The sequence below is a fragment of the Idiomarina ramblicola genome (assembly GCF_003987255.1).
Taxonomy (GTDB): Bacteria; Pseudomonadota; Gammaproteobacteria; order Enterobacterales; family Alteromonadaceae; genus Idiomarina; species Idiomarina ramblicola.
Window position 1 is genome coordinate 53,423 of sequence record NZ_PIQC01000009.1, and the last position, 19,383, is coordinate 72,805.

15 protein-coding genes are annotated in these 19,383 nt (G+C 48.3%); 5 read left to right on the forward strand and 10 right to left on the reverse strand.

Going from position 1 to position 19,383, the window contains the following annotated elements; translation table 11 throughout:
- Window positions 1–5 precede the first annotated feature (5 nt).
- On the reverse strand, window positions 6–626 hold the full coding sequence (locus CWI78_RS11765; protein WP_126782988.1) for an NUDIX domain-containing protein: 621 nt from the start codon (window positions 624–626) through the stop codon (window positions 6–8).
- A gap of 185 nt (window positions 627–811) precedes the next feature.
- On the opposite strand from CWI78_RS11765, the gene tolC reads away from it, so the two are divergent.
- Both tolC and lpxL read left to right on the forward strand, forming a co-directional pair.
- Window positions 812–2,194 (forward strand): outer membrane channel protein TolC, encoded by a 1,383-nt coding sequence (tolC, locus tag CWI78_RS11770; protein WP_126782989.1) that lies wholly within the window; start codon window positions 812–814, stop codon window positions 2,192–2,194.
- 99 nt (window positions 2,195–2,293) lie between these two features.
- A complete protein-coding gene (gene lpxL, locus CWI78_RS11775; RefSeq protein ID WP_126782990.1) occupies window positions 2,294–3,220 on the forward strand; it encodes an LpxL/LpxP family Kdo(2)-lipid IV(A) lauroyl/palmitoleoyl acyltransferase in 927 nt (308 codons plus the stop codon).
- Here lpxL and glnE read toward each other — a convergent pair.
- Together glnE and CWI78_RS11785 are read right to left on the reverse strand one after the other, a co-directional pair.
- Entirely contained in the window at window positions 3,214–6,060 is a 2,847-nt protein-coding gene (gene glnE, locus CWI78_RS11780; protein ID WP_126782991.1) for a bifunctional [glutamate--ammonia ligase]-adenylyl-L-tyrosine phosphorylase/[glutamate--ammonia-ligase] adenylyltransferase, read from the reverse strand. The two genes, lpxL and glnE, sit on opposite strands and share 7 nt — an antisense overlap.
- Before the next feature lie 7 nt (window positions 6,061–6,067).
- Window positions 6,068–7,567 carry a CYTH domain-containing protein gene (locus CWI78_RS11785; protein WP_126782992.1) on the reverse strand — a complete coding sequence of 500 codons (1,500 nt, stop codon included), beginning with the start codon at window positions 7,565–7,567 and terminating at the stop codon, window positions 6,068–6,070.
- A gap of 225 nt (window positions 7,568–7,792) precedes the next feature.
- On the opposite strand from CWI78_RS11785, the gene putA reads away from it, so the two are divergent.
- The gene (putA, locus tag CWI78_RS11790; protein ID WP_126782993.1) at window positions 7,793–10,960 is read left to right on the forward strand and encodes a bifunctional proline dehydrogenase/L-glutamate gamma-semialdehyde dehydrogenase PutA; all 3,168 of its coding nucleotides are present in this window, start codon (window positions 7,793–7,795) and stop codon (window positions 10,958–10,960) included.
- A gap of 48 nt (window positions 10,961–11,008) precedes the next feature.
- Here putA and CWI78_RS11795 read toward each other — a convergent pair whose 3' ends face one another.
- The 4 genes from CWI78_RS11795 to CWI78_RS11810 form a co-directional block, all read right to left on the reverse strand.
- The gene (locus tag CWI78_RS11795; protein ID WP_126782994.1) at window positions 11,009–11,446 is read right to left on the reverse strand and encodes a hypothetical protein; all 438 of its coding nucleotides are present in this window, start codon (window positions 11,444–11,446) and stop codon (window positions 11,009–11,011) included.
- Complete coding sequence (locus CWI78_RS11800; protein ID WP_126782995.1) at window positions 11,436–13,220, reverse strand: acyl-CoA dehydrogenase C-terminal domain-containing protein; 1,785 nt, start codon at window positions 13,218–13,220, stop codon at window positions 11,436–11,438. The genes CWI78_RS11795 and CWI78_RS11800 overlap by 11 nt, the downstream gene beginning before the upstream one ends.
- 109 nt (window positions 13,221–13,329) lie before the next feature.
- Window positions 13,330–14,037, reverse strand: a complete 708-nt coding sequence (locus tag CWI78_RS11805; protein WP_126782996.1) for a general secretion pathway protein GspB — start codon at window positions 14,035–14,037, stop codon at window positions 13,330–13,332.
- 2 nt (window positions 14,038–14,039) lie between these two features.
- The gene (locus CWI78_RS11810) at window positions 14,040–15,470 is read right to left on the reverse strand and encodes an ExeA family protein (protein ID WP_126782997.1); all 1,431 of its coding nucleotides are present in this window, start codon (window positions 15,468–15,470) and stop codon (window positions 14,040–14,042) included.
- Window positions 15,471–15,579: 109 nt separating this feature from the next.
- Here CWI78_RS11810 and CWI78_RS11815 point away from each other — a divergent pair, with 109 nt between their 5' ends.
- A complete protein-coding gene (locus CWI78_RS11815) occupies window positions 15,580–16,692 on the forward strand; it encodes a tRNA nucleotidyltransferase/poly(A) polymerase-related protein (protein WP_126782998.1) in 1,113 nt (370 codons plus the stop codon).
- Here CWI78_RS11815 and folK read toward each other — a convergent pair.
- Complete coding sequence (folK, locus tag CWI78_RS11820) at window positions 16,689–17,198, reverse strand: 2-amino-4-hydroxy-6-hydroxymethyldihydropteridine diphosphokinase (RefSeq protein ID WP_126782999.1); 510 nt, start codon at window positions 17,196–17,198, stop codon at window positions 16,689–16,691. The two genes, CWI78_RS11815 and folK, sit on opposite strands and share 4 nt — an antisense overlap.
- A gap of 11 nt (window positions 17,199–17,209) precedes the next feature.
- On the reverse strand, window positions 17,210–17,593 hold the full coding sequence (gene folB / locus CWI78_RS11825) for a dihydroneopterin aldolase (RefSeq protein ID WP_126783000.1): 384 nt from the start codon (window positions 17,591–17,593) through the stop codon (window positions 17,210–17,212).
- A gap of 97 nt (window positions 17,594–17,690) precedes the next feature.
- Between folB and plsY the strand changes: the two genes are divergently transcribed.
- On the forward strand, window positions 17,691–18,281 hold the full coding sequence (gene plsY / locus CWI78_RS11830) for a glycerol-3-phosphate 1-O-acyltransferase PlsY (protein WP_126783001.1): 591 nt from the start codon (window positions 17,691–17,693) through the stop codon (window positions 18,279–18,281).
- Here the strand turns inward: plsY and tsaD are convergent.
- Window positions 18,265–19,299 (reverse strand): tRNA (adenosine(37)-N6)-threonylcarbamoyltransferase complex transferase subunit TsaD, encoded by a 1,035-nt coding sequence (tsaD, locus tag CWI78_RS11835; protein WP_126783002.1) that lies wholly within the window; start codon window positions 19,297–19,299, stop codon window positions 18,265–18,267. The two genes, plsY and tsaD, sit on opposite strands and share 17 nt — an antisense overlap.
- Window positions 19,300–19,383: the final 84 nt, after the last annotated feature.

Here is a 19,383-nt window from a genome sequence, read left to right on the forward strand (position 1 = left end):
AAACCTCAGTTTTGCTCCTGCTGAATAGGGAACACCTTATCACGATGTAATAGCAACCATTGTAACCCAATTACACTCGCTGCGTTGTTGATTTCTTCACGTTCAAGCATGGTCATAACGTGTTCCCTTGGTATGGCATGAACCCGAATATCTTCGTCCTCTTCCGGTACACCACCATAAGCAGCGGCCGACTGGCTATCCACTTCAGCAATATAAATGGTCAGCTTTTCATCAGTACCACCCGGGCTAGAGTAATAACTGGTCGCGTAAATTAAACGCTTGGCTTTTAATCCGGCTTCTTCTTCCATTTCGCGTACAGCGACCTCTTCGGCGCTCTCATTTGCGTCAAACATACCGGCGACAAATTCAAACAACCAAGGCCCGTTTTTATCATTAAGAGCACCGACCCTAAACTGCTCTACAACAACAAACTCATCCCGTACTGGATCATAGGGAATAACAACCACCGCATTCCCGCGCTCCATCAATTCTCTTTCTATAACCGGACTCCACTCACCAGAGAATAAACGGTGTTGTAAAGAATAGCGGTAAACTGACAAAAAACCTTGATAAAGCGGTGCCTTTTCCTTTATTTTCACATCATCTCGGTGAAAACGAATTGCCATACTTACTTGTCCTTTCTTGAGGGTAACCTGAAACAAACATTCTGTTACACTTGAGCGAATTCTGAAACCATGTTTTTCTTAAAGTATTTGTGCAAATCATTTACACTGGTAATCATTCAACACTGTATGTAAACTATGCGCAATCATTGAACAATAGCATGTCAAGTAACAGGAAACTGACTACCATGAAAAAGCATCTTTTGTCGGCAGCTGTCGGTCTGGCATTGACCACAGTCACTTTTACGTCAAATGCTGAAGATTTGGCTCAAATTTATCGTTTGGCGGTTGATAACGACCCCACCTTATTACGCGCTGCGGCAGAGCGTAACGCGGCGCAAAAAGGCATCGATATTGCCAAGTCAGGATTCCTGCCGCAAATTTCGGGAGAAGCCGGATACACAGACTCTACCAGTGACTCTCCTGAGTTTGTTAACTCTGGCATTCAAGTTTTTGACAGTGAAAGTCAAGGCTGGCAAGCGGGCGTTACGCTTAATCAAAGCATTTTTGACTGGAGTGTCTGGAAAAATTCAGACATTGCAGAGAAACAGGCTTACCAGTCAGAAGTTGCCTACAGCAACGCTCAACAAGACTTAATGCTGCGTGTGGTTAATGCCTACTTCCAGGCATTACAAGCAAGAGATGACTTATCCTTCGCAGAAGCCGAAAAGAAAGCGATTGAGCGTCAGCTTGAGCAAACCAAACAGCGCTTCTCCGTCGGCTTAACCGCCATTACTGATGTCCATGAAGCACAAGCGCAATATGACAGTGCCGTTGCCCGTGAAATCCAGGCTCGCAATGCTGTTGAAATTGCGTTAGAAGATATTCGTGAAATCACTGGTCAATATCCACAAACATTAGCGGCTTTAGATACAGAGACTTTCTCGCCCAGTAGTCCGTCACCAGAAGACGTTCGTCTGTGGGTGAAAAAAGCAGAGAACAGTAACCTCAGCTTAATGGAAAGCAAAGTTCAGGTTGATATTGCGGAACAGCAAATCAAATTACAACAAGGCGGGCATTACCCTACCGTTTCGTTACAGGCGAGTTATTCCACTCAAGATACCGAACGTACTATTTCTGATCAAAACGGTCAGCAGACAACGGACTTGCCTCGTCTCGACAGTCGTTCTATTGGACTGAATGTTAGCGTTCCGATCTTCTCCGGGTTCCGTACCTCATCGGAAGTTGCTCAGGCTCGTGACAACTATGTCGCCAGTAGCCAGCAAATGGTACAGACAAGACGCAATATTGAACGTGAAGTACGTAACTCTTATTACGAAGTTACAGCATCTATCGCCAGCATCAATGCATTTCAACAGTCTGTTGTTTCTGCTGAAAGTGCTTTAAAAGCGACTGAAGCAGGCTTCGAAGTCGGCACTCGTACCATAGTTGACGTATTGGACAGCACGCGTAACTTGTACAACGCAAAACGCAATTTGTCAGAAGCTCGCTACGGGTACATCCGCCAAATTCTTCGTTTGGAACAAGCGGCTGGTCAATTACAGGAACAAGACCTGTTAGCGATAAACAGCAGCCTTTCTGAAAACGTCGAAGGTACCGCGGCAGACTAACTGCGCCGACCAGGGCGCCGCTGCTTGCCGGCGGCGCCTTATTTTAAAAATTTTATGTTACTATCCGCGATAAATAACGAATAATAAGCGGCGTCTGTTGTGATCGAACCTCCCAAATTTAAATTCTACTTCCTTCACCCAAAGTTCTGGCTGACTTGGCTCGGCGTGTTCATACTATACAGCGTATCCTGGCTACCTTACCGATTACAGCTGACTTTGGGCCGCGGACTGGGCTTACTCTTTAAAAAAGTCATGCCTCGACGGGTTGGTATTGCGCGAACCAACTTAAAACTTTGTTTTCCTGAGTACAGCGACGAGAAAATTGAAGCTTTACTTACCGAGAACATGAAAAATACAGGAATCGCTTACTTTGAAGTTGGCATAGCCTGGTGGTGGCCCAATTGGCGAATAAAACGTAAATTACACGTTCACGGAGAAGAGAACCTCCGTCAGGCACAAGAAGATGGTAGTGGTATTCTATTGCTGCTGTTTCACTTTCTCAGCCTTGAAGTTCACGCGCGCCTGCACGGGCTCGTAGAACCCGCTGTTGGCCTATACCGACCGCATAACAATGCCGTTATGGAGTTTCTACAGACCCGGGGCCGCGGACGGTCAAATAAATACATGATTCAGCGACGTGATGTTAAAGCCATGATGGCTGCACTGACTCAAGGAGATATCGCAGGCTATCTACCCGACCAGGATTATGGCCGTCGTCGTGTCGAGTTCGTTAAATTTTTCCAGGTTCCAGATACTTCCACCACTCTGGGCACCATGCTATTTGCGCGGAACCCTAACTGCAAAGTGCTGGTCAGTCGTTGCGTCAGACGGGATGACGGTAGCGGATACGATCTCTATTATGAGCCACCACTTGAGAGCTTCCCAAGTGGCGACGACAAAACAGATGCAGAGCTGGTTAACCGTCTAGTTGAAGACGCCATACGCAAAGCGCCTGAACAATATCTATGGGTTCATCGCCGGTTCAAGACCCGACCCGATCCCGATATGCCCAGTTATTATCAGTGAGCACCCAGTAGATTGTCCCAGCAACTGGATACGGCCTGGCGCTCTGTATCCAGGTTATGCTCTTCCAGTAACTGTTCGCCTTGCAAAGCCAAAGCATGACTTTCGCAACGAAAAATCTGAAAGGCATTAATTAAATTTTGCGCATCAACATCGGATAAAAGATGGAGCTGCTGGGCTTCTGTTAAAAGCCTCACATTATCGCTGTATTTGCAAAGTTTAGGGTACTGGTGAGCATAACGCAGAACCAAGTATTGAGTCATAAACTCAATGTCTGCTATACCGCCAGTGTCTTGCTTTAAATCAAACATACGGCTGTTACTTTGCGTCAGATGCTCCCGCATTTTCTCACGCATATTAACGATACTCTGACGCAACTCTTGCTCATCTCTCGGTTGTGACAAGACACTCTGACGAATGTCCATCACCGTGTCTCGCAGTGCAGGTACACCAAACACGGGCCGTGCGCGAACAAGTGCCTGCAACTCCCAGGTCCAGGCATCTTCCTTCAAATAGCGGGCAAAAGAGCTCACTTGAGTCACCAGCAAACCGGCCTGTCCTGAGGGCCGCAAGCGTAAATCCACATCGTATAATATGCCAGCAACGGTGCGGGTCGTGAACAAATGCAGAATTCTCTGTGCCAGTCGCAAGTAAAATTGCTGAACCTCGATTGGCCGTTGCCCATCTGTCTGCCCCTGATACTCAGCATCAGTCACGAAAACTAAATCGAGATCAGAGCCATAACCAAGCTCCTGCCCACCCAACTTACCATAGCCCAGCACAGCGAAACCGGTGTTATCAATGCTGGTTCCAGCAGGCTTCCCATGTTTTTGAGTCAGATGATGCCAGGCAAGGCCAGCTACCTCAGCAATAATCGCTTCAGCAAGCGCGCTTAAATGATCACTGACATTCATCAACTCCAGCACACCACTGATATCCGCCGCTGCAATTTTTAACTGCAACGCCTGTTTGGCTTGCCGTAACGCATCCATCTGCGTTTCTAAGTCCTGCTCCGGTATACGTATCAAATATTCCCGAAGGACAGAGGCGTAGTCTTTTGACTCAGGCAAGCTGTAAAGCTGCTGAGGGTCAATTAACTCATCCAGAAGTATTGGGTGCAGTGCCAGTTGTTCGGATATCCATGGGCTTGCCATACATAACTTACAAAGTTGCTCACGTGCCCCGGGGTTTTCTGCCAACAGTTCAATATAAGCAGTACGGCTCATCACCGCTTTTATAATAGATAACAACCGTTCCAGCAGACGCTCCGGATGCTGATGTTGAATTGCATGGCGCAGCATCATTGGCATTAACCGAGCTAGTGCAGAGCGTCCCCGTGGGCCAGAGCTGCGACGCCGGCTTTCCTGACGGAAGTTTTTTATCTGCGTCCATAAAGCCTGAGATTCGTTGACGCCTTCACTTTCCAGAATTTCAATCGCCGCATCGTCGTCCAGCATGTCTTGCCATAAGACCTGCAAGCCTTGCTCATCTTCATCATCTTCCGACTCAGCCCCAACCACCTGTTGAAATTCGGCGTGAATGCGAGCCATACATTGATCAATCTTTTCTTGCAGATCTTGCCAGTCCGGTTCATCTAACATGGTGCATAAGCGCGCACGCCCCAGTTCATCTGACGGCAGTTGCTGAGTTTGTTGATCGTCGATTTGTTGCAGACGATGCTCAATAACACGCAAGTATTCGTAGTCTTTCAGCAACTGACTGGCTTGCGCCGGCTCAATCAAGTCCAACTCAATCAGTTCATGCATTGCCTTATAAACCGAGCGGGTCTGTAGAGATTTTTCCTGCCCGCCGCGAATAAGCTGGTGTGCCTGAACAATAAACTCAACCTCCCTGATACCGCCAGCACCCAGCTTTATGTTATTTTTAACACCTTGCCGCCGAGTTTCTTGTGTAATGAGTAGTTTCATCTTACGCAAGGCTTCAATCGCACCAAAATCAATGTAGCGGCGATAAACAAAAGGGCGAATCAACTGCTGAAAAGCCTGTTGGTATTGTTCGTCAGCCCCTATCATTCGGGCTTTAACCATGGCATAGCGCTCCCAGTCACGTCCTTGCTCCTGATAATAATGCTCCAGCGCATTCATACTGGTTACTAACGGTCCAGACTGTCCAAAAGGCCTTAAACGCATATCGACTCGAAATACCTGACCTTCAGCAGTGGTTTCATCGAGTAAAGCAATGAAAGACTGCGCCAGACGCTTGTAAAAAACGTCATGCTCCAGATTACGGCCCGGCCCTTGCGTTTTGCCTTGTTCCGGGAAGACAAATATGAGATCAATATCAGAAGAAAAGTTAAGTTCTTTACCGCCTAGCTTACCCATGCCGATAACCAGCAACGGCATCACTTCCCCTTCAGCATCAAGCGGCTTACCATGACGCCTGATAAAGCGTTCAAATAACCATTGGAGACTTTTGCTTAGTGCCGCATCAGCAAATTCACTGTAATGAGCCAAAGACTCCTTTAGCGAAACCTGCTTCAATATATCTGCTGCGGCCAGCTTTGCCATCCAGCAGTGACGCAATTGCCGCAGACGTTTTTTCGCGTCATCCTCACTATCGAGTTCAACCAGAGCTTTCGCAACGCAGATGCCATATTTATCCACTGCAGGTAGTTTCACGGTGATTGTATTGCCGACAAAGAAGTCACTGACCAAATATTCCGGGTAGCTTTCCGCAACCCGACCAATGAAAGGACTAACAGCAATTAAGGCCCGCAGTTGCTGTTCTTGTTCACTGGTCAGGGCTATGTCATCGGCAGCCTCTTGATAGCGTTGCCATGCAGCATCGCTCTCATCTAGTAATTTAGCCTTAGGAGTTAGCATAACCACCTTAATTAAACCAGTAGGGTTCCCGCTTTAGTGCAGCCTTACGTGAGTATTCCAGTGCTTTTAACAAGGATTCGCGCTGTACTTTTTGCCATTCCATCAATTTCTCATCAATTTCATCATCACGCTCACGAATACGTTCATGCAAGATATGTAATGCGGTAATTTCTCGAATCCCCCTGGCTAAGTCTTGCCAAGGCAGACGAAAGCTTTCCCTTAAGTCAGCATCAAACAAATGCCCGAAGCAAGTGCCCATCAGTAAGCTGTTTTGCAAAGGCGTCAACAATTTCAAATAGCCTTCTTCATTCAATCGCTCATGCTCAGAAAAAGCCGTTTGCACCAATTGCCAGTCACTTTTCAAAAGCTGACTACTCCAGGGCAACACCGGCTGCTCCAGTTCCTCTGTCATTTCTTCTCTTAAAAGAAACTCGGACAGTCCCAGCACCGTTTTTTGATAAGCGGCCGAATGAACCAGCTCTGTCACCTCGTTCAGTCTGATCACATCCTCCTGACTATCAACGAGTGAATCGTAAAGTTTGCTGTAGCGCTTAAGCGCGCGGTGATAGGCGCCATCTTCAGCCGTCAACTCATCCAGCCCTTCAAAACGTTTTAGCCACTGAAGCTTTGAGGTTATTTGCGAACTGCTTGTCAGCAACCGACGTTCGCCGACGCCATTTTCAATGAGCTGCTCCAGCACAACACGTACCATCTGGATGCCATCCGCCATTCCCTGCACCGCCCGCACACTAGGTTGAAAATCAAGGCAAGCTTCGTTGTGCTGCCAATGACGTAAACCCGACTCCAGTGATTGGTAAAGCGCCTGACCGACACTATACTCTGACCGTAACGGCACATAGTGCATTTGAGTAAAGGGTTCGAGAAGACTCTTCCCCGCCAGCAAGTACCCTCTAGCCGCTTTACTTAAAGAGCCGACTCTTGCCCCCGCTTTTTTGACCAGTTCATTTGCCAGACGATAAGCTTCCGATAAAGAGCCACCCTGCAACTCCAGTTCAATTTCAGCGATTGGTTCGCGTTGCTCACCGGCTTCGATGTGACCTTCATCAAACACCATTTCAATAACACCTTCACCACTAGGAAGCCGCCAGCGGGTGCGAGTAAAGTCTGTCACAAACAAAGTATCTAAATCACGCTGAATGTCGTAAACCGGAAAATCATCCGGCCATATTTCATTCTCAAATAAGGTTAAATCGGGTTTATCATTCTCAATCTCGATATTATACTCTGGCCTTTGATGCATGCCGCCCATAACTCGGCCGGCCAGTTTGATCGTTTGTTCTTTATGATCTTTATCAGTACGAATCCGTAATCCAATATCGAACTGACGTAAACGTAAATCGGACGTATCGAAGTAAGCGTTTTTGAGTTCAAACTGCTCTTTTCCGGGTTTTGCCTGGTTCGCATCTGCCAACGACTGGCAGACATCGAGCGCTTTGTCTCGCTGTTCTGGAGCAATCAATAATTTGAGCTCAACTTCTTGTGACATAAATCGATTCCGATGCGTTTAATAAGTTAGATTAAAGGTACTGGCTTGGCGGCTAGCGGTCAACAAACACGGGCATTTAGTTCACTTGACACTACCAGTGAAAAGTTGCACCGTGAGATCAGACCACAAAGGGTCTTTACCGGCGCGAGAATAAGCTTATACTTGCGCTGATTCCCAACGTTGGGGAAGCACGCCGAGCTTCGGCCTGGCTATACAGGAGATGCTATGTTCAAAGCGAGTGAGGTGCTATCCAAACAGCATCAGGCTGAGGATTTAAAGTCCTTACAGCAGGCAATTACTGACAATTATATTGTTGATGAAGATCAGTATATGCGTGAGTTACTGCCTCTGGTTCCTGCCGATGACGATACGGTTAGCGCAGTAACCGAGCGCGCAGCTAAGTTAGTTGAGCAAGTCAGGGAACAGGCAGATAACGGCGTCGTTGACTCGTTTCTGCAACAATACAGTCTGGATACCAAAGAAGGTATCATTTTAATGTGTCTTGCTGAGGCGCTCTTGCGAATACCCGATGGTTATACCGCAGACGCATTAATTCAGGACAAACTTTCCGGCGGTGACTGGCAAAAACATATGGGCCAGAGCGCATCATGGTTAGTCAACTCAGGCACCTGGGGACTGGCACTAACAAACAGTGTGACCAATCCAACCGGTAAAGCAATGGAAACACCACGCGGTGCTTTCCGTCGTCTTGTCCGCAAACTCGGAAAACCGATTATTCGCAAAGCGACCTATACCGCGATGCAAATTATGGGTAAGCAGTTTGTACTGGGACGTACCATTGAGGAAGCCTTAAAGGAAAGTCGCGACAACCGCGACAAAGGCTACACTCACGCTTACGACATGCTTGGTGAAGCCGCATTAACTATGAAAGATGCGAACTACTACAAGCAGCAGTACGTCAACTCAATCAAGACGATCACCAAAGAAGAATTTAATAATCCCGACGCGCCACGACCCACCATCTCAATTAAATTGTCGGCGCTACATCCTCGTTATGAATCAGCGAATCACGAGCGGGTGCTGACTGAGCTGGCAACCACACTGACCGACTTGGTCAAATTGGCAAAAGAAGCGGATGTCGGCGTAACCATTGATGCAGAAGAAGCCGATCGCCATGAATTATCGCTTGAGCTGTTTGAGAAGGTTTATCGCAGTGGCGTTTGTAAGGGGTGGCCGCGTTTTGGTCTGGTGGTTCAAGCTTATTCTAAGCGAGCACTCCCCACGCTATGCTGGATCACAGCATTAGCAAAAGAGTGTGGCGACGAAATCCCGGTGCGACTTGTTAAAGGCGCCTATTGGGATAACGAAATTAAGTGGACTCAAGAAAATGGGCTGCTTGGCTACCCGGTGTTTACTCGCAAGTCTCACAGTGACATTTCCTATCTAGCTTGCTCACGCTATTTATTAAGCGACGATACAGACGGTGCCATTTATCCGCAATTCGCTACTCATAACGCGCAAACCTTTATGGCCATTCAACAGATGAATGAGACCCATCAGCGCCGCATTGAGTATCAGCGTTTGCACGGCATGGGTGACAGCTTGTATGACACTATCATGGATCAAAACCCGGGCATGGTCGTACGAATTTACGCACCCGTAGGCCCGCATAAAGATTTGCTGCCGTATTTGGTTCGCCGGTTATTGGAAAATGGTGCTAACTCGTCATTTGTCCATAAGCTATTAGATTCCGACACGCCGGTCGATGAACTGGTCGAGCACCCAATGAAGACCGCGTCAGGTTTCGAGAAATACGCAAGCAGCAAAATTCCACTTCCCCCGCAAATGTATGGGGATCGCACAAATTCGTTAGGATTGAATATGAATATTCACTCACAAGCAGATGATTTTATTGCAGCGGTTCAACAGTACCGTGACAAACAATGGCAAGGCGGTCCCATCGTCGATGGGAAAACCGTTGAAACCGATCACCATGTCAGTATTACCAGCCCTCAGGAAACCTCTAAGAAGGCTGGCCTCATTTACTGGGGTGATAAGAAACTTTCTGAGCAAGCGCTGCAAAGCGCTAACGCCGCCTATAAATCCTGGCGCGACGTACCAACGGAAGAGCGCGCACAGTGCTTGGAAAAATTCGCTGACCTAATGGAAGCTAACCGCAACGAGCTGATCGCATTATGTTCGGTAGAAGCGGGCAAAGGGTTACAGGATGGCATCGATGAAGTCCGTGAAGCGGTTGACTTCTGTCGTTATTACGCCAACCAGGCTCGCGAACTCATGGGTAAGCCGATTCAGTTACCAGGGCCAACGGGTGAAGACAATGACTTATTCGTTGAAGGTCGTGGTACCTTTATCTGTATCAGCCCGTGGAACTTCCCGTTGGCAATCTTCGTAGGCCAGGTCGCCGCTGCGTTGGTTACCGGTAACTCAGTTATTGCCAAACCGGCAGAACAAACCGGACTGATTGCCTACCGCGCAGTGCAATTGGCTCTGGAAGCTGGTATTCCGGGCAACGTATTACACTTTATGCCGGGTAGTGGTGCTGAAGTCGGTAGTTATCTGACCAGCCAAGAAGATATTGCCGGCGTTTGCTTTACCGGTTCAACTTACACTGCTCAGGCAATTAACCGTGCATTAGCCGCACGCACCGGTCCAATCGTGCCTCTGGTTGCAGAAACCGGTGGGCAAAACGCCATGATGGTTGACTCTACCGCGCTGCCGGAACAAGTGGTCACCGATGTCGTTGCCAGTGCTTTCCAGAGCGCGGGACAACGGTGCTCAGCGCTTCGCGTGCTGTTTGTGCAGGATGACGTCGCCGATCGCATTATCGACCTACTGCGCGGCGCTATGGAAGAGCTCAAGGTTGGCGACCCATTACTGCATGAAACCGACGTCGGACCGGTTATCGACGGTATTGCAAAAACCAATCTGGAGCAGCACATATCTGATATCCAGCAAGCCGGCCGCCTGATCGCTCGTGCACCACTGCCAGATTACGCTATGGGCGGTACCTTTGTCGCACCAACAGCCATTGAAATTGACAGTATCAGCCAGTTGGTGAAAGAAAACTTCGGGCCGATACTTCACGTTATTCGCTTTAAAACCAGTGAAATTGATGACGTTATAGAAAGCATCAACAACACAGGCTTTGGTTTAACTTTCGGTATTCACAGCCGTAACGAAACCTTTGCTCATGACGTGGCAAGCCGTATTGATGTGGGTAACGTGTACATTAACCGTAACCAGATAGGTGCAATTGTTGGCGTACAACCATTTGGTGGTCGCGGCATGTCAGGCACCGGACCGAAAGCTGGTGGTCCACACTACCTGACTCGTTTTATTACCGAGAAAACACGTAGTGATAACATTACGGCGGTTGGTGGTAACGCCACCTTGCTGTCTTTAGACGATTAAAGCCGCAGTAAGAGATAAAAAGCCAGCGATTTTAGCTGGCTTTTTATTTTACTCATCGTAACTTTTCAACTCTATCTGATAATCATCCAGTCGCTGCTTTAGGCTATCATTTAAAATAACAATAATTTCCTGCCGGTGCCCCTTTTCATCAACAAAGTTCAAACCAGCTAAATCTTCTTCATATTGCTGTAGTGTCGGCGGACTCTTTAAGTGATAAGTTTTGGGAGGCAAAATCAGGCGCTTTTCCGTCAACTCAAGGTCACGATAAAACGTAGCCGGTTGCAATGGCCTGAATTTCACTACAATAGCCATAACAGTCGCCATGGTCAGCAGTGCGCCTGTGATGATAATCCACAGTGGAACGGCATCGCCAATATAGATTGCCATCCATATAGCCAAAAAGAAGCCGCCCCAGGCTTGAGGGCGGCGACTGTCACGATAGAACGTCAGTGTTGTGTCTTGTGATTTTTCGTTTTTAGAAGTCATCGTCACTATGTAAATAAAGGCTTTCGCTGCCGTCTTTTATCGCTAATGCCAGACCATGAATACGTGGCAAAATACGTGCAAAATAGAAGCGAGCCGTTTTTGCTTTAGTTGCTAAGTATGGTTTCTCTTTTACCAGAGGTTCAGCCGCTATTGCCATCTTCAACCACAAGTAAGCGTAAGAAACATAACCCACCAAATGCAGATACTCAACCGCTACGCTGTTAACCAGGTTCTCGTCACCAGCGGCTTTTTGTAGTACTTCTTCGCTGACACCATTCAGTATATTCAGCGCCTGTTGCAGCTGCTCACGCTGCGTAATCCAATTTCCACCGGTTGCGGTTTCGTCTAAAAAGGTCTGAACCTCTTCATTAAACGGCTGCAATAGTTTGCCTTGTGAACCAAACACTTTACGACCCAATAAATCCAGTGCCTGAATACCGTTTGTACCTTCATAAATTTGCGCTATACGAGTGTCACGAACCAACTGTTCCTGGCCCCACTCCCGCACGTAACCATGGCCACCAAAAACTTGTTGCCCGTGAATGGTAGACTCCAGCCCGGTGTCAGTCAAAAAGGCTTTAGCGACAGGTGTCAATAACGCAACCATCGCGTCTGCTTTTTCTCGAACCGGCTCATCTTCCGCGTATTTCGAACGGTCGAGTTGCTGACCCACCCAAGTTGAGAACGCGCGGCCGCCTTCAGTCAGCGACTTCATGGTCAGCAACATACGGCGCACATCACCATGCACTAAAATAGAGTCGGCTTCAGCTTTGTCGTTACGAGTTGCCTTAGCACCACGTCCCTGAATGCGATCTTTAGCGTATTCCAGAGCGTTCTGGTACGACCGTTCTGCAGCACCAAGTCCCTGGATACCAACGCCTAAGCGTTCATAGTTCATCATGGTGAACATAGCCGGCAGACCGCGATGCGGTTCACCGACCAACCAGCCTTTTGCACCGTCAAAGTTCATGACACAGGTGGCTGACCCATGAATACCCATCTTGTGTTCTATTGAGCCACAGCTAACAGCGTTACGCTCGGTCAGGTTGCCTTGTTCATCAGACAAAAACTTAGGCACCACAAACAACGAAATGCCTTTTGTACCTGCCGGAGCATCAGGTAATTTGGCCAACACTAAATGAACAATATTCTCCGCTAAATCGTGTTCGCCACCGGTGATGAATATCTTAGTACCGCTGATAGAAAAACTGCCGTCCTCAGCTGGTATCGCTTTACTGCGAATAATACCTAGATCTGTTCCGGCATGAGATTCTGTCAGGCACATAGTGCCGGTCCACTCACCTGATACCATGCGCGGTAGATAATGATTCTTTAGTTCGTCACTACCATGCGAGTTAATCGCCATAATAGCGCCGGAGGTTAACCCCGGGTAGAGCGAGAAAGCGATATCGGCGCTACAAAGCATTTCTTCGTATTGAGCAGACAAAGACTTAGGTAAACCCATGCCGCCAAAGTCCGGGTTAGCTGTTACGCCAACCCAGCCGCCTTCAGCCAACTGGCGAAAGTTTTCTTTGTAGCCTTTAGGGGTTGTTACTACTCCATCTGCAAATTTAACGCCTTCCTCGTCGGCTTCACGGGCCAGCGGCGCTACTAAGTTTTCAGCAACCTTGGCACCTTCATCCAAAATAGCACCGGCAGTTTCGACATCCATCATGTCAGCAAGCTCTGGGGTTTTCTGCCAGTCGTCAGCAACACGGAATACATCGTGCAGGACAAAATCCATATCGTCGCGGGGAGCTCTGTAGTCAGCCATATCATTACCTCTTGTATGAATCACACGGACATTCAAACAAATAATTCAAACGCCTGTTTAAACTTTATCGCACAAGAGTATGAATCCCTTTGCGGGATGTCAATAATTTCTAAGGTTGCCAGTCTTCTAAAGCGGCTTGTGAGAATGCTTGTGAATCCATCACCAACACCACTTTCTGCGGCTCTATTCTCAGAATAGTCAATTGATTCAGCGCATCGCCCTCGTATAGTCGCTGGCCATTGAGTTCAATCCATCGCTGGGACGCACTGGAACGATACATATGGCTATCGTAGCTAAAGGCAGGCACCTGTCGCTGAAATGAACGCGAAAGCTCACCTAATGGCGGAATAACGCTGGTATCGGCCTCATCATTATTGTTACTGCCGGTATCATTTACTGCGGCTTCAAAACGCTGTAACAAGTCGGGAGAGACGGCAGACAAGTCAAGAGCTTCGCGCTGTGGTTCTGTTTGTTCCGGTTGAGCCGCGTCCGTGGAAGTTGGCTCTGGCAAGTCTGAGCTCTTAGCAACCTCTACTGTTTCTTCTTGCGGTTCAGCATCCCAGCTTATCGCTTCAACGGTTTCGGTTTCCCCCCAACTAAAGCGCTCCGCCGCAACAGTTTCAGGCTCTGGTTCTTTCGCGAGCCACTGAGCGGCTCCTGCCCCCAGCACTCCTCCTACAACAATGATTGCGGGCCATATTAGCCACGCCCAACCTCGGGTACGGTTATCGGTGGCCATTAAAGAAGCGTCTAATATTGACCGTTGCTTTAATAGCGGCGACTGCTGTTGCTTTAATGCTTTTAATAAGGAGGACATGACTAACTCTCTTTACTCGCTCTTTTATTCAATCTGGGCCCAAAATCTGAAGCTCTTGAGGCCAGCCATGCCATCGTTGCTTCATCCAACTTGCCGGTCACACGAAGTCCCTGGCTCTTTTGCAACGCTTTAAACTGCTCCTCAGATGACTTTTTTTGCCATTCTGAACTTACATGTTCGCGCACTTGTTCACGTACCCACTGTTCTTTTTCATCTGGACTGTCGGTCTGTGGTGTCTGGTACAAAATTAAAAAGGCACCATTCCAGCCGTTGGTGTCTATTGCCGTACCATCGGTAACCAGATCCGCCATTTTATCGCGCTTATAAAGTAACGCCGGATAGTTGATACTGCGCAACTGTTGTAAGCTTTGACTCAACTCCAGACAAGCAAGATCATATTGCTTTACCCACTTGCAAAAGTCGGTGTCTAGCGGAGGCTCCGGTAAACCCCATACACTGGCCAGCTCTTGCGCTGCCTTATACTGCATGGTGGTTGTCGTGTCCGGCTCAGGGGCCGTTTCTCTGACCAGGCTATAGCTTCCTATAGCACTGGCCACTAATAAGATAAATGCACCGGCCCAACGCCAGAAGGGTGACGGGTGCTTAACACCGCTTCTTCTGTCGGCCGGACCATTGAGCTCGGCATGTGCTTGTTGTAGGTGTCTAGGTAAAACTTCTGCACTTGATTCCGTATAGGCCGACAGCAGTGCCCGGTCGCAATACAGGTTTAATAAACGGGGAATCCCCTGAGTCAGTTGATGTGCTTTACGCGCCGCAGCTGCACTGAAAAGTGGCCGATTCGCTCCTGCCACCTGAAGTCGATATGCGATATAACGTTGAGTATCGGCTTCTGTCAGCGGCAAAATATGATACCTGGCGGTAATGCGCTGTGCCAGCTGACGCAATTCCTGCCTGCGCAATAAATCCTGAAGCTCTGGCTGACCAATTAAAATCACTCGCAATAACTTTCGGTCATGAGTTTCTAAATTGGTGAGTAACCTTAGCTGTTCAAGAACCTGCGGGCGCAGATGCTGAGCCTCGTCAATAAGCACCACACACTGGCGGCCATCATCATTGGCTTTCAGAAAGAACTGGCTGAGTTTATCAGTCAAGGTTTTACGAGTAGCGGATCGTTTTTGATAACGGATACCAAATTCATCGCACAAACTGGCAAGCAGTTCGTCCTCATTCAGCATCGGATTCAAAATAAAGGCGGTTTCAGTCGACTCTGGTAATTGTTCCAGCAGCGCCCGCGACACCGTGGTTTTTCCCGTGCCCACTTCACCGGTCAGTAAAATAAAACCACCGCTGCCCTGTAGCCCTTGCGTGAGGTGCGCTAACGCTTCCTGGTGCCGTTCACTCAGGTAAAGGTAGTTTGGGTCCGGGGCAATAGAAAAAGGCTCTGCCTGAAGACCAAAATAGTTTTGATACATATCGGTCCGCTACTGTGCTGATGTTATTATTTGTCCAACAGTGTAACGACTTGCTTGCACATCGACCAGTGATTCGACATGATCATGCCAAACAAAGTTGAGGTGAACAGTGGAAGTCTATTTAGTCGGTGGCGCGGTACGCGACAAACTCCTTAAATTACCCGTGCATGAACGCGACTGGGTGGTCGTTGGCGCCCGATCTGAAGAGCTGCTGGACCAAGGTTTTCAGCAAGTAGGGAAAGACTTCCCGGTGTTTTTGCATCCGGACACGCATGAAGAATATGCGTTAGCCCGTAAAGAGCGAAAGTCAGGCAGAGGTCACACAGAGTTTACCGTTTATGCCTCGCCAGAGGTTACTCTTGAGCAGGACCTTGCTCGTCGTGACTTAACCATTAATGCCATTGCAGAAAGCGAAAACGGAACACTTATTGATCCTTACAAAGGTGTACAGGATCTTGAAGCCCGTAAACTGCGACATGTGTCAGAAGCTTTTACAGAGGATCCTCTAAGAGTTCTGAGAGTAGCAAGGTTTGCTGCTCGCTTTGCTCATTTCGGATTTACTGTCGCTTCAGAAACACAGCAGCTACTACAACAGATGTCAGATAGCGAAGAGCTCAGTCACTTAGTTCCCGAGAGAGTCTGGAAAGAATGGGAAAAAGCGCTGTTAAGCGAAACACCAACCGCGTTCCTGGAATTGCTCAAGAGCATTGACGCACTACCACAGGTTTTACCGGGTATCACGGCAACTGATCGCCAATTGCAAAGGCTACATAGAACCTCAGCTTTTTCTGGTGAAGCAGCACTGCGCTTTGCCTGTTTATTTGTAGAGCAAAAGACACCCGATGATATCAAGCAGTTTTGTCGCCGGTTGGCTATTCCAAACCACTATCGCGATGCCGCAACCCTTGCCAGGAATAATGAACACTTCATAACTCAGGCTAAGCTCCCTGAGGCAGAGTCGCTTTCGGCCACTTTAAAACAAATTGATTACTGGCGGCGTCCGGAAAAGCTCGAGCAGTTACTTCAGTTAAGAGCAGCCGAATTTAGTCAGTCAGAACAAAAGACAACTATTGATAAGCAGCACCAAAAACTGCGCTTAGCTGGCGAGAAAGCGTCAGCGCTTAGTTCTCAGGCTTTGCAGAAGCAGGGGTTCACCGGTAAAGCACTGGGCAATGCACTGCGTGAACAGCGCGAGAAAATACTTGCAGAGGCGCTGGTTTAACCCTCCAGCCAGCCAGTATTTTCAATAGGCTTTAAACGCTGCGGCGCCTGCTTGTTGGACGCCTGATGCTGTTCCCACAGTTGCTGATAACTGACTTCCAAAACAGGATGCAAAAGCCCGCTAGCAATTTCAGCTAGCGGCCAGAGGACAAATGCATTTTCGAGGATCTCAGCACGTGGTAATTGCGGCTGTTGCGCTCGTATGACATCGTCATACAGCAACACATCAATATCCAGCGTCCGAGGACTGTACTTGGCACTCTCAGGCACTCGTCCGTTTTGTTGCTCAATGCGCTTACACTCGGCTAAAACCTCGGTAACAGAGCGACTTGTTTCCACCTCTACCACCAGATTGTAAAAATCGCTGCCGGAAAAACCGACCGATTCACTGCGGAAAATTCGCGAACGTTGACGCCAGTCAAAGCTTTTGGCAATTGCTTCTAAGCCGGCACGAATGTGTTTTTCACGATCCGTATTAGAGCCTATTCCGAGAAAAACTTGCGCCACAACTTATCCTCTTAACCGAACGGACTGTCAAACACGCTTCGACGAACCGTAACCGCAACGTTTTTTGCATTAGGCACTGCTCCGGGCTTAGCTACGCGCACTTCAACATTCTGAACACCAAATTCATTCAGAATTAAGGTAGCCACCCCTTCAGCAACCGTTTCAATTAACTGTCGCGGTTTTTCTGCAACCCATGCCGAAACCCGTTCACTCACCAGAGCGTAGTCTAAAGCGTCGTCAATATCATCGGTGGTCGCTGCACGTTGGTTGTCCCAGCTCATTTGAATGTCCAGCACCAACTGCTGTTTTTTTTCTTTTTCCCAGTCGTAAACGCCAATAATGGTTTCTATGGTTAAACCCTCAATACTGACGACATCGATATCTGCTTGTTCCATTTGTGTTAACCCGTGGTAATTGCCCAAAAAACCGCTTATTCTAGGGACATTGACTTTTAATCGCAGTCTACCTTAACCAACGAGGGATTCGTACCCCATGACAGCGCTTACTTTACTGATGATACTTTCAGCCTACCTTCTGGGCTCTATCAGTAGCGCTGTGGTTATCTGCCGGCTTTGGGGGTTACCTGACCCCCGCAACGAAGGCTCTGGCAATCCGGGAACAACCAATGTTTACCGGGTGGGCGGAAAAATCCCCGCATTAATGACTCTATGGTTTGATGTTTTAAAAGGTATGGTGCCGGTGTGGGGCTCTTATTTTTTAGGCATTGAGCCATTTTTCCTCGGGCTAATTGCTGTCGCAGCCTGTCTTGGTCACATTTTCCCGCTTTACTTCCATTTTCGTGGCGGCAAAGCTGTAGCGACCGCCTTAGGTGCGATGTTTCCGGTTGCCTGGGAAATGGCCTTACTACTTATTGCGACCTGGTTACTGGTTTTTCGTATTAGCCGGGTATCCTCTTTGGCGGCTCTGGTGACGGTTTGTCTTGCACCGTTTTATGCTTATTGGATAAAACCTCAATACACGGTGCCGGTTATTATGATTTCGCTATTGATACTCTGGCGTCACCAGGCCAATATTCTGCGCTTGTCCTCGGGCGAAGAAAAAGCCTTTAAACGGCGTCGTTAATATTCACCATCGGTTTCAAATCCGTCATCGGCCATCTTGGGTAGGTTTTCACTGCCAGTGGCTCTCGCTCCCCCGCTTGTAAACGCAGAGCGCCTGCTAAGGCAATCATAGCACCATTATCCGTGCAGAATTCTGTACGGGGATAAAACACCTGACCGTTTTGCTTTTGTAATAAAGCTTCAAGTTTGGCGCGTAGATGTTTATTGGCACTGACTCCGCCGGCAACAACCAGGCGCTTGTAACCGGTTTCCTTTAACGCGCGGCGACATTTGATCACGAGCGTATCAACGACTGCATCTTCAAATGCCCGTGCTATGTCGGCCAAAGTTTGTTGATCACTCTCATTTGCTGCCAGCGTATTGGCTGCAAAGGTCTTAAGCCCACTGAATGAAAAATTAAGACCCGGTCTGTCTGTCATTGGTCTGGGGAACGTAAACCGGTCACCGTTACCCTGTTCTGCCAGCGCGGCCAGTCGTGGTCCTCCCGGATAATCCAGCCCCATCAACTTAGCGGTTTTATCAAAAGCCTCGCCCGCGGCGTCATCCACTGACTCACCAAGTAAGTGATAGTCGCCTATGCCTTTTACTTGTACCAGTTGAGTGTGACCGCCGGAAACCAGCAAGGCCACAAAAGGAAATTCTGGTTGGTTTTCTTCCAACATAGGCGCCAGCAAGTGGCCCTCCATATGGTGAACCCCAACGGCCGGTAAGTTCCAGCCAAAGGCCAGGCTACGACCGATGCAGGCTCCCACCAACAAAGCACCAACTAACCCCGGCCCCATGGTGTAAGCAACACCATCGAGCCGATGATGTGTTATCCCGGCTTCTTTCAACGCCGCTTTTATGAGAGGTAATGTTTTACGCACGTGGTCACGCGATGCCAACTCAGGCACTACCCCACCGTAGTCGGCATGCAGTTTTACCTGCGAGTACAACTGGTGTGCTAATAAACCTTTTTCGGTGTCATACACCGCAACGCCAGTTTCGTCACAAGACGTTTCAATACCCAATACCCGCATAATGCTAACCAATTCTGCTATTTACCGACAATTGAAGCTATTTTACCTGATTTTTATTCCCATGACTCGCCTTACGACCAAAGT